This window comes from uncultured Campylobacter sp. (assembly GCF_963517995.1).
In the GTDB taxonomy this organism is placed as follows: Bacteria; Campylobacterota; Campylobacteria; order Campylobacterales; family Campylobacteraceae; genus Campylobacter_A.
Genome location: NZ_CAUQHQ010000075.1, coordinates 1 through 11,588, shown reverse-complemented (window position 1 = coordinate 11,588; position 11,588 = coordinate 1). Strand labels below are relative to the sequence as shown.

The window sequence follows — 11,588 nt, the reverse complement described above, 5'->3', positions numbered from 1 at the left end:
GTAGCACAAAGCGTGAGTAGAAATCTAAGCTTAAATTTCATTTTTGAACTAGAACGAAGAGTCTCAAGGCTTACCGACGAGTACTATCATCTTTGTTTTTTGCAAGAGGAGGAATACAAAACTAAAAATTTTAACGGCATTCCGCATTACGAATTTAGTATCAGACTAAACAAATACACCGATCCGAATGATCAAATAGATATTTTATTTTACGTTCCTTTTAGCCCATTTGAGGGCAATCCGCTAAACGAACGCGGAAACTACGAACAAAGGATCTACTACTCAAGAGATAGCGCTGTAAATATGGGATACTATATATCAGTAGATAAAGGCGCGCTAAGGGACGGCTGGCTATCCGGGTCGTTTTTTCAGCGATATGTAAAAGGCGTTAGTTCAGAGCCTATCATGCCGATAGCCTTACGTAAAAAAGGAGATATGATAGCAATAGATGCAAGGCTCAGAGATAGAAATTTAAACGAATGCGAGGAAATTTTAGGCGAGCTTGAAACGATGATGAACGAAACCAAAGCAAGGCTCGGCGATGATTTTAGTAAAAGCGCTAATATATTTTTATCGGGGCATCAGCAATATATCGTAGAAAACGCGCTATCAAATGAGCTAAAAGCGCAAAAAAGGCTAAAAACGAAGCTAAACCGCCTAAAAAAGGATATAAGCGCCCATGAGATCAGATAGGAGGGATTTTTTATTTCAAACCTTGATAAACGAATGTTTCTTAGAATTTGCCGGCTTTGGCGGCAAGGGCGCGGCAGAGGCTATAAAAGAAGCCATTAAAAAAGAGGAGAAAAATTTTAAAAACGATCTTGGCTTAAATTTAATAGAACAAGCAAATCCGCTAGACGCTCATGAACGAGCAATGAGGCAAATGCAAACAACATTGCGCCGCGGCATTTATCTATATACGCTAGATTTTGCCTATTTCTGTGCTTTATTACGGCTTTGCGGCAAGTTTTTTCGATCCGAGAAAACCTATAAATTTAACAAAATTTTACAAGACATTCAAAATAAAAAAAGCGACGAGAACGGCGGCGGTGCAAATACCCCCGAAACGGACGCCAAAAAAGATATGACCGAGAAGCTATTAAATTTAGCCGAGGAACTTCTAAAAAGCGCAGATGAAGCCAGGCGGGAATATAGTAAAAAATTTGATAGCGACGTCATAAAAAACTACAAGAAAAAATATATGCCGACATTAGGAAAAATCTAAAAAAGATAAACGATATACAAGACTTTTTAAAGGAATTTGGCTTTGATCAAAGCCAGGCCGAATATCTAAGCTGGAGTCTTAGCGCTGGAAGTATCATCGAAAGGGAGCTTGAATACTTTAAAAGGTATCTAAAACACATAAAAAACGATACAAAACTAAAAGAAATTTGCGACAAAATCGGCAGAATAGACGGAAAAAAGGATAAAATAAAAATGCGGATAGATTTTAAAAAACAAAGATCAGACGTAACCAAAAAAAAAGGGGGGGGATCGACGGCATAAAGCTAGGCAGCGATATAGATAATCTCTTGCCTAGCGAGCTAGGGCTAACGGATGGGGATACGCAAATTTTATTCGATATAAAATTCATAGAAAATAAACTAATATGCTTTGAAAATATCTCGACCGAGAAAACGAGAGTAACCGATAAAATTTTATACAATGCCGATGCAAATGGACCCATTATACTTTGCGTAGATTTTAGCGGCTCGATGTATGGGATACCCGAGGCTGCAACAAAAGCGATCGTTAAAAGAATATGCGATATGGCTAGAGTCGAGAACAGGCAGTGCTACATACTTGGCCATAACCCAAAATTTATAAAGATAGATTTAAGCGGCAGGGACGGGATTTTAAATTTGGTCAAATTTTGTTGTAAATCTTTTAGCGGCGGCGGCATAGATATAACTTCAGAGGTTATAGAAAAGGCTTTAGATATCATAAAAATTGGCGGACAAGGCAATGCCGACATATTAGTAATATCCGATATGATATTTCCCGTAACGGCTAGAATGAAGGCGGCAGCGCAAGAAATCAAAAAAGGCGGCAGCAAAATTTATGCGCTAATAATCGCCGACGATAAATTTGAGCCCGATGAAATTTTTGATGCAGCCTGGCAGAGAAAAAATCGAGAAAATGTGAAAATCTTTGAAGTTAGATTCGAAAAATGACTCAACCTGTCGCTATGCAATGTTAAATTTACGTCGTAACTTAAATCAAAGGAGATCAAATGAGTTTAAACGTAGATTTTATCCAAAAGGCTAATGAGGCGGTAGCCGAGGCAAAAGGTTTTAAGATGAGCGAGCTAGCGGGTCAAATACTAAATTTAACCCAAAGCATAAAGCTAACTAAAAAACCCATTGACGCAGATGAGCGAGAAATAGACGATATGTACTATAAAGATACCTTTGGTCCCTTTGGAGGCGTAGTAAAAACCATCGGATACGCCGCCAAAACGGCTATGGGGCTAGATGAATACAATGAGATAGACGAAGGTATCCTAAAAAAGCTATCGAGGATGGAGAGTAAATTTCATGCAAGCTATCTACCAGAGATACTAACCGAGATTTGTAAAGACTACGGAGAAAAAGAAAAAGAGGCGGTAGATATAGCCATAAAGCCTTTGCTTGATATAGAGCTAGATATGGCTTTAGTTAAATTTTACTTGGCGCTTACTCAACTCCAAATGACTATAAGCCATCAAAACCTAGAAGCTAGTGTAGGAGGAAGTAGTAAGGTAAGCGAAATAAAAGAGGCCTTAAGACAACTGCAAGCTACGGCGCAAAACCTGACAACTATTGCCGCGGAGTATGATTGGGAAATGCAACTTATAAAACTATAAAAAGCATTCTTAAAAATTTATAGACTATTTTTTAAAAGAGATACTTTTTATTTTTTATTTTTGCTATAATCAAAATAATCTTTTAATGAGGAGATACCCTGGAAAACAAATACAAGCTGAAATGGCTTTATAGGTTTGCAAATAGGCTTGAAACCGGGCTTAATGCGAACCCAAACGTAGTATGTATCGGTTCATATAATCATGGAAAGAGCTCTCTTTTAAACGCCTTAACGCAAAACTATGATAATGCCTTGTTTAAAGTAGCGGATAAAAGAGAAACTACGGAAAACAAAAGTTATGAATTCAACGGCATTGTTTATACCGATACGCCAGGACTTAATGCTGTAATCCAAGACGACGAGTTGGCCTTTGAGGCAGTAATTAGCTCGGACGTAAATATATTTGTTCATTCGCAGCTTGACGGCGAACTTAGTAAAAAAGAGGTGGAATACTTGCAAAATCTAGTTTCTCAATATTGTACGGCACAGATGCTTATTGGCAAGACGGTATTTGTCATGAATCACATCGAGTCTTTAAACGATGAGGAGATAAAAAAAGCTAAACAAAGATTTGTTCAGCAGATAAAAGATGTATTCGGTTTAGACCCTATTTTACTTACCGTAAAAACCGTTAGCTACATAAAAGCTATGCGAGAAAATAAAGCCGTTTTGGCAAAACAAAGCGGAGTCGAAGAGATAAAAGAACAGGTATTGAAGCTTTGTAAAGACGAGGTTGTAAAATATAGACGCAAAAAACGACTATCATTAGTTTATGGCGAAATTATAAATTTACTTCAGCAAAAACTTGAAGAAACTGCGAAAGCTATAAACAACGAAAAAGCTAGAAGTCAAAAAATATGGTCTGAAATCAATCAGATGATCCAAAACATAAATAGTATAAAGTCAAAGTCAAAATATTAAAGGTTTGAAATGTATTCAGTTATTGCGCGTATTTTAATACTAATCTTAAAAGAATTATTTCCATCAAAACCTAGATCGCCCAATATTAAAGGTTTTGCAGAAGAACAAAGAGAAAAAGAAGAGGCAGAGGAAAAGAAAAGGCAAACAGATGCTCAGCTATATAAAGATAGAGAAATAAAACGTATACAGAATAAATACGATATAGAAATTTCTCCTGATGGATTTGGCTTTGAAAATAGAGTCTTAAAACTTTTAGAAGAAAAAAATAAAGAGATTAGAAACGAAATCAAAAGATTGCAGGAGTTAAAAAATGTACTCGAATGAAATTATGTATGAATTTTACAATGAGCTAGATAGAATAGAGGTTATAAATTCGAGTTTAGATAATAAAAGGCAAATTTTAAGTGGATTTGTTGATGAGTTAAAAAAAGATCTATCCAATATTACTTTAGATGATGATTTAAGAAAAACAAATGAAGAGCTGTCTAAAATGTTTGATGAAATAGTCTCCCTTAGCAAAGATAGTATAGAGGACTGGGAAGATAAATTTAAACAAATGCTAGCTCAAGAGAAATTTAGAAGTGACTTGGCAAACCACTTTATCGTAATGATATTTGGTAGAGTAAAAGCTGGCAAAAGCTATCTTGGAAATTTTATAGCAAAACATAGACTCGAAGGGCAAAAAGCAGAATTTTTTAGATACGACGAAGTCGGGAAAAAAGAAAAAATAAACAAACTAGAAGAGCTTGACGAAGAGGAATTTAAAACAAATAATCTTGAGTGTACAAGTTCTATACAAGGCTTTAAGCTAAGCGGGCTTGCTTGGATAGACACACCAGGTATTGGGTCAATGACGGCGGAGAATGGCGCACTAGCCAAAGAATACATTCAGGCGGCCGATTACGTGCTTTATCCTAGCTCATCTGGAGCCCCGTTTCAGAGAGATGAGATTGAGGAGTTGGGTAAAATTTTTGATATGAACAAAAAAGTAACTGCTCTAATAACAAAATCGGATGAAATTACAGAAGACGAGTGTGAGTGCGGCAGTGAAGACGGTTGTGAAAAATGCAACAAAGGCATAATAAAAACGTTAGCAAATAAGACTAAAGCTATCAGGGACGAGCAAGAGGAATGGGCAAAAAACGAGATAGCAAAGATCTTAAATGGGAATAAAGAACAGATGCTAAGCGAAATTTTTTCATTATCCGCAAAAACAGCTGAAATGGCCATAGAAAATAAAGATGACATAGCATTTAATGACAGCAATATGCCAAGACTTTACGAAGAGTTAACTGAGATTGTAGCAAATAAAGCTAAAAAGCTAAAACAAGAAGCTCCATATGATGGACTTAAATCTTTAGTTGCCGGTATACTAACTGACAAGGAGCACTCTATATCAAGCATACAAGACAAAGTAAAAGAATTTAAGGGCAAGATGATTAACATCAAAAATCGGCTTGAAATATTAAAAAGTAATTGTTTAAGCGATGTAAGCTCGCTCATACAGTCTGAGATAGCAAAAGAAGGCAATAGCATAGATAAAAGTAATCTAGAAAGTAAATTAGAACAGATAGATCAAAATATCCAAATGCAAATAGGCCATACAATAGAACAAAATATAAAAGAAGTTATACAAATTTATGATAACTCTTTGGTAAATTTTGCTGAAGGGCTTGGGTATGAATTTAGTATAGAGGATAAAACAACAAAAATAATTTATCCTACAAAAAAAAGAAATAAAGCTATTGGTGGAACAGTAGGGGGTGCAGCAGGTGGTATAGCTATTGCTCTATCCAAGGCTGGTGCAGCGGCAGGAACTTTTGTTGCACCAGTGGTGGGTACCACTATAGGAGCTGTAATTGGTGGAATTATAGGGCTCGTTAGTGGTATAACTTTGGGGACTATAGTTGGAGGAAAAATAGGAGAGGCTATTGGTGATGATGAAAAAAAAGAAATTATTGACGGTGATAATAAAGAAGAAGTTATATCAAATTTTATGTCCTCACGTATAGACCACTATACAAATGCAACGAGCAAGATTTATACAGCCACTCAGTATAATTTTTTTATGCCGCTAGAAACCATATCTGCTGACATAGAAAACAAGCTTGTTAAATTTAATGAAAAACTAAATAAATTCCTGGAGGCACTATAATGATAAATGATTACAAAGCTATTCAAAATAAGCTAAATTCCTTGCTAGAAGATGAAATTTTTAAGCAAAAACTAATAGCTTTTAATAAAAAAATAGATGAAAAACTAAGTGACTTTAAGCCCACTTTTATGATATATGGCACATATAATAGTGGCAAAAGTACTCTTTTAAATGCGCTTTTTGGTAAAGAAGTTGCAGATATGGGCGATATGCCGACAACCAAGCAAATACACGAGTATACTTATGATGGTTTTACTATATACGATACTCCCGGACTAAATGCAAAGAGCGAGGATGATGAGACTACGCTCGGACACCTAAAAACTAGCGATGTAGTGATATTTGTAATGAGTAATGACGGCTCGGTAGAGGAAAAATACATATATGAGCGCATAGGTGATGTTATCAAAAATAAAAAGAAAATACTTATCGTCGTAAATAACAAGGCGGGCCTGGAGCTTGGCGGCGAGGATGACAATGCCGTAAAAAGTAAAATATTGCAAAATTTGCAAAAGGTGGCTACACAAAAAAATATAGATGATATCTCAGGCGTCCAGGTCGTTAGCGCAAACGCATTATCGGCATTAAAAGCAAAGCTAAGCGGAAAGCAAATTTTACTAGAAAGAAGCGGGTTTTTAGAGGTTGAATATATACTAAAGCGTTTAATGCTAGAATCCGGCGAGCAAGATATAGAAAATACTTTAAATTTGCTCATTAAAAATACGATTAGTGAAATGTGCCAAATTTGTGACGAGCATATGGAAAATGAGAGTGCAAAACAAACTGCTTCCCTTGTGACATACCTTGAGAAACAAAAGCAGAATTTAGAAATAAAATTGAATAATTTGCTTTCAAACGGCATTTCCGGCTTAAAAGACCAACTTCGCGAACTTCTTTCGAATTCTAATTCTGATGAAAATAGTATAAAGCAGGATATTGATAACTGCATCAAGAAGCAAATAAATGATATAAGCGGTGATGTAGCCGATATCTTAAATTTAACTATAGAAGAGGTGTCTTTAAAAATTGATCAATTCAAAGCTTCATTTGATGGTTTAAGCAGCATAAATATAAATATAGATGTTAATGCTCTACTAAACAGAAATAAAGCTTTGGAGGGTGAAAATTTGATACTAAACGAAATAAAAGACGGCGTAATGAAGGCCATAACCGATAAGGAACTAGTAGCTAATGCAACTAAAAGTACTCTCGAGTTCGTTAAGAAAAAAATACCCGATCTAATGAAGGGCAAAGGTCCGGTATGGATGAGCAAAGCTGCTGAATCGGTCGGCAAATGGGCAGGCCCGGCGATAACCGCATTATCTACTGTACGCGATATGTATAAAGCAAATAAAGAATACCGAGAGGCTGTAGAACAAGCAAATAATAGAGCTCATGCAATACAAAGCTGCATAACCGAGATATCTAGCAAAGTATCTCATTATCTTGAATTAGAGTTTCAAAAAGTTGTCCAGCAAGCTTTCAATCCACTTATAAAAACGTATCAAGAAATAGCCAACTCCTTAAGCACCAAAAATTCAAATTTAACAGGCATAAAAAACGAGCTCATAAAAATATCTAACGAAATAAAGTAATTTTATAGAGTATGATCCTTTGCTAGCTTATAAGTTAGCAAAGGAAATATTATTTTATATGAGAAGTGATGATTTACTCTTTTAGCTGCGCATATCTAAAAAACGAATGCTTACAATGCGTACAATGAAATTGCAACTGCTCTAAACCATCCGACCACTCCTTTGCTTGCTCATAGCTAATATCATCGATATCTATATACTTTAACCCTGATGCTGCCCCGGCAATAAGCCCAACGGCACCACCTATAGCACCCCCTATTAAAGTACCGAGCCCTGGAACTACTGAGCCAATAGCTGCTCCTGTAGCTACTCCCATAGTTTTTTACCACTGCCAATGATAATTTCATCGACATCAACGCTATCCCCACATTTTGGGCACTCTAGTCTTACTAAATAGCCCATATTTTATCCTTTAATAAAATTGTTTAAAAATGAATATAGCAGGTTATGCTACTTTGTCAATTTAGCCCTCCCCGCCTCTGCCCTAGCCTTGACCACTTTAGCTAGCACGCTCTCACTAGCCACGCCTATTATCTTTGCCCTTAGCTTTGTTACGTCGGTATGGCTAGGGGCTTTGGCATGCACGGTTTCGTTTCGCAAATCTTGAAGATCGGTTATGACCTTTGGCAGGGTTCTAGTCACGTAGCTTTGTAGTAGATTTCCTTCGAGCACATCCTGGATAAGGCGGTTTTTAAAAAGAAATTTATATGTACCCAAATTTGGCTTATTTTCAAATATATCGCTTACCGTAAAGCTAGTGCCTTGCACTTCGTATGGGATATTTAATATAGACGGCTTTATCTTTGCAAGCTTATCCATGAGAACTTTAACGAAAGCGTAAATCTCTTGCTCCATTGTTTTTGAGTATTTGACTACTACAGAGCTAAAATCATACAGCGGATTGGCGATGTTGCCCAGATACTCTATCTCTGCGGAGATGATATTTTCTATGCTATCTGGGTGCATTAGATTTATTAAGCTTCGTCCGAAACAGTAACGGATCAAATTTCGCTTTATCTCTAAAAACTCGGCGCTTTTATAGACGTCGGGATAAAATTTGCCATCATCCTCAAAGTAGCGCGTCTCTTGCTTTGTCTTTATGATGAGAGGATAAACATAAGCGTTGCCGTAGACTGCGTAAGTATGGCCGCTTACGGTAAAATTTGCCAGGTAATCGTCTCTAACGCACTCAAAGTCGTTTCTAACTAACTCTCTAATATCGCTTATGATAAACCACTTTTCTACATCGAGTCTTTTTTCTTTATAATACTCAGGCGCTATCTCGCTCATATCTTCATCGGTTACGGCAATAACTTTTGCTACGAACAAATTTGAGTAGTCTGTCAAGAATAGTTGTAGATATTTATCGTCCTCATGGCTCTGGGGAGCCAGATTTGGCATTTTAGGGCTCTCGGCTTTTGGACTTTGATTACTTAAATTTAAGCTCTCGTAAATTTGCTCAAGTTCGGCTTCGCAAGAGTTTATCATATCCCGCCGTTTGCTTTTTATCTTGCCAAAGGCTACTTTGCCTTTGGAAATGAGGATCTTAAGGTGTTGCTCGATGACGTCACTTTGGTAGTATGGGTTATAGAGGATGAGGATGTTATGCATAGTTTGCCTTTTAATTTAGCATATAATAATTAAATGATTATACTAATTTAGCCCTTAAATACCTTTTTAAATATATTTTTAAAAGACTGTATCATATTGTCAAAGCGTTCTTTGGCCATAGCCTCTTCTATGGATGCTGTTTTTCTATTAAGCTTTGAATTACCACACTTTGGACAAACCTCTGGAACTTGCTCAAAGTCTGAGCCCATTAAAGCATCGCTCTTAAACCAAATCAGTTTTTCGAAGCCGCATTTAGAACAACAAATTTTAAATGGTTTTGGTTGTATCATAATTATGCCCTTTGTTTGAAATTTTCGCAGTAAAAATTCATCGCACTTCTTTGCCATTAAATTTATAGAATTATAGCAAAGAAGTGCGACAGGTTGAGTCGAATTTGGATAAAAGTAAAGATTTTATTTTAGCTTTTCGACGTATGCTCTTATGATAGTGTCCGTCAAATTTGAAAATAAATCAAAATCGCCTTTGTAAATTAATTCAAAATTATCGTTTAAATAAGCTAGATATGCATTGCCCATTAGTTTTGTCGTAGAGCTGGCGACAGTTGCATTAAACGCTCCTCCTGCAATAGATCCTACAGCCGGTATAAATTTTAATAAATTTCCAGCCACAAATCTAACGGCAAAGCCCCCAGCTGCTACGGCAGCAAACGATGCCGCTAATTTTGCAATATTTTCAGCAGAGGCTTCAAAACCATAATTATACGTAATATGCGATATCATGGCTATTTGGGTAGGTAAAAGTAGGGCGATATCTGAAAACGGTATCGGCGTAGCCGCAATAGCACCCGCAGCCACGCTATATTTATTGATAATATCCAGTGCTGCTTCGTATTTTACGTCTTTGTTGTATTTTTGCTCTCTAGCAAAGGCTTGCTTTGATGCCTCAGGTAAAGCGTCGTATGTTTTCTTTATAAGGTCGTCTATGCCTCTAAGCGGTTTTATGTTTCCGTCATCGTCTTCGATCTCTAACGCCATAACTCTTTGCATATATTCGTCATTAACGCCAAACTCGCCTTTTACTTTATCTGAAAATTTTTCCTTATTCTCGTCTTTATCCTGCTGGGCTTTTGTGATCACTACTATAGTTGCATAGTCTTTTTCTCTTATGATATCAAACAGTCTTTTTTCGCCCTCTTCTATCCTTCTGCCGGGCTCTGCCACGCAAAACCATACTATATGTATTTGTTCATCGGCTCTCTTTTTGCTATTTTCTTCCAAAAAATTTGCAATGTCGTCACAAGTGGCGTCAAAGCCTTTCAATTCAAGACCCTTAGTATCATAGATACTAAAATTTGGGTTTACTTTTATTTCATTTATTTCTTGAGTGATCGGTTTTCCGGAGCCAGTCTTTGTTACTGCGTCGCCAAAAACCGCATTTATAAGCGTACTTTTGCCTACGCCGGTTTTACCGACTATTAAGACGTTTAATTTAGAATTTATGTCTTGCATACCCTTTTTAAAGGCTTCCTTTGCTTGATTTATCAGATCATTTAGACCTAACTGGATCTCTTGCTGATTTTTAGCAGCTTCCATACTATTCTCCTTTTGTTAAAATAAAATTTGTATATTTTAGCATTACCCCCCCATTGTCAATAAATTTATTTTTGACAATGATAGGAGCTACCGAGTTGCGTTTTGATTGTTTCTAAAAATTAGACCAACAGCCTCTTTTATAGCCGGCAAATAAAGATTTAGCGCTATAAATTTAACTACTTGATAAAATACATAACCCGCAAATAAATCTAATATTAACATCATAGCTTCTCCTTAAAAAATTTCTTATCGTAATACCTTTTATATACTCCCGCCGCGTCTTTAAAGACAGTTGCAATCTCCCTCATTCGCGTGGCAGACCTTAGCTCTCTTAACGCCTTAACTAAAACATTGTTTAGCTCAAGCAGCTTGATGATTATCTCTTGTTGCTCTGCATCAAATTTATAGTAGTCACTTTCATTTTTTTGTGCATCATCAAGCTTTGAAATATTATTTTCTATCATACATTCCAGCGCGTAATCTATCATTAAATTTAGATCACACAAAATCTGTAGATCCTCCTTTGAGTCTATAAATATATAGAAGAATTTATTGAAATTTTTAGCATCAAGATCTTTAAATCTTAAGATCTTTTCGCCGCTAATGGACGAGTAGGCGGATTTTAGTTCCGGTAAATTTTCTATGCTTGATAGTTTTTCTTGTAAGCTTCTCAATGATATAAAAAGACGATGAATAGTTTCGTTAAATTTATTACTTTTTTCCATTACTCTAGCTTCTAAAAAATCATCATCGTTTATGTCTGCAGGATCGGCTGCGATCGTTTCGCATTTTGTTTTTAGATCGTCCTTTTTTGTATCACTTTGCATTTTGTTCTTTATAGATATGTGGTAATCGTATTTATCGAGATATCTTTTTAGTATGTACCCGGCGGCCACTAACGCTGCTCCG

12 protein-coding genes are annotated in these 11,588 nt (G+C 36.3%); 8 read left to right on the top strand and 4 right to left on the bottom strand.

Annotated elements, in window-relative coordinates; all coding sequences use genetic code 11:
* The 8 genes from RYL88_RS08325 to RYL88_RS08290 all read left to right on the top strand — a co-directional run.
* Positions 1 to 693: hypothetical protein (locus RYL88_RS08325; protein WP_314990508.1), on the top strand; the 693-nt coding region annotated here is incomplete at its 5' end.
* A complete protein-coding gene (locus RYL88_RS08320; protein ID WP_314990507.1) occupies positions 680 to 1,225 on the top strand; it encodes a hypothetical protein in 546 nt (181 codons plus the stop codon). The genes RYL88_RS08325 and RYL88_RS08320, both read left to right, overlap by 14 nt.
* A 307-nt stretch (positions 1,226 to 1,532) precedes the next feature.
* Complete coding sequence (locus RYL88_RS08315) at positions 1,533 to 2,174, top strand: hypothetical protein (RefSeq protein WP_314990506.1); 642 nt, start codon at positions 1,533 to 1,535, stop codon at positions 2,172 to 2,174.
* 59 nt (positions 2,175 to 2,233) lie between these two features.
* Complete coding sequence (locus tag RYL88_RS08310; RefSeq protein ID WP_314990504.1) at positions 2,234 to 2,845, top strand: hypothetical protein; 612 nt, start codon at positions 2,234 to 2,236, stop codon at positions 2,843 to 2,845.
* Between the two features lie 98 nt (positions 2,846 to 2,943).
* Positions 2,944 to 3,765 carry a GTPase gene (locus RYL88_RS08305; protein WP_314990510.1) on the top strand — a complete coding sequence of 274 codons (822 nt, stop codon included), beginning with the start codon at positions 2,944 to 2,946 and terminating at the stop codon, positions 3,763 to 3,765.
* A 9-nt stretch (positions 3,766 to 3,774) separates the two neighbouring features.
* Positions 3,775 to 4,089, top strand: coding sequence for a hypothetical protein (locus RYL88_RS08300; protein WP_314990502.1), 315 nt, complete (start codon positions 3,775 to 3,777; stop codon positions 4,087 to 4,089).
* Positions 4,076 to 5,920, top strand: a complete 1,845-nt coding sequence (locus RYL88_RS08295) for a dynamin family protein (protein WP_314990500.1) — start codon at positions 4,076 to 4,078, stop codon at positions 5,918 to 5,920. The genes RYL88_RS08300 and RYL88_RS08295 overlap by 14 nt, the downstream gene beginning before the upstream one ends.
* The gene (locus RYL88_RS08290) at positions 5,920 to 7,515 is read left to right on the top strand and encodes a GTPase (protein ID WP_314990499.1); all 1,596 of its coding nucleotides are present in this window, start codon (positions 5,920 to 5,922) and stop codon (positions 7,513 to 7,515) included. The genes RYL88_RS08295 and RYL88_RS08290 overlap by 1 nt, the downstream gene beginning before the upstream one ends.
* 450 nt (positions 7,516 to 7,965) lie before the next feature.
* Here the strand turns inward: RYL88_RS08290 and RYL88_RS08285 are convergent, their stop codons facing one another.
* The 4 genes from RYL88_RS08285 to RYL88_RS08270 form a co-directional block, all read right to left on the bottom strand.
* Positions 7,966 to 9,126 carry an HP0729 family protein gene (locus RYL88_RS08285; RefSeq protein ID WP_314990497.1) on the bottom strand — a complete coding sequence of 387 codons (1,161 nt, stop codon included), beginning with the start codon at positions 9,124 to 9,126 and terminating at the stop codon, positions 7,966 to 7,968.
* A 47-nt stretch (positions 9,127 to 9,173) separates the two neighbouring features.
* Positions 9,174 to 9,416 carry a hypothetical protein gene (locus tag RYL88_RS08280; RefSeq protein WP_314990496.1) on the bottom strand — a complete coding sequence of 81 codons (243 nt, stop codon included), beginning with the start codon at positions 9,414 to 9,416 and terminating at the stop codon, positions 9,174 to 9,176.
* A 123-nt stretch (positions 9,417 to 9,539) separates the two neighbouring features.
* A complete protein-coding gene (locus tag RYL88_RS08275; RefSeq protein ID WP_314990494.1) occupies positions 9,540 to 10,679 on the bottom strand; it encodes a GTPase in 1,140 nt (379 codons plus the stop codon).
* Positions 10,680 to 10,900: 221 nt separating this feature from the next.
* Positions 10,901 to 11,506, bottom strand: a complete 606-nt coding sequence (locus tag RYL88_RS08270) for a hypothetical protein (RefSeq protein WP_314990493.1) — start codon at positions 11,504 to 11,506, stop codon at positions 10,901 to 10,903.
* Between the last annotated feature and the right edge of the window lie 82 nt (positions 11,507 to 11,588).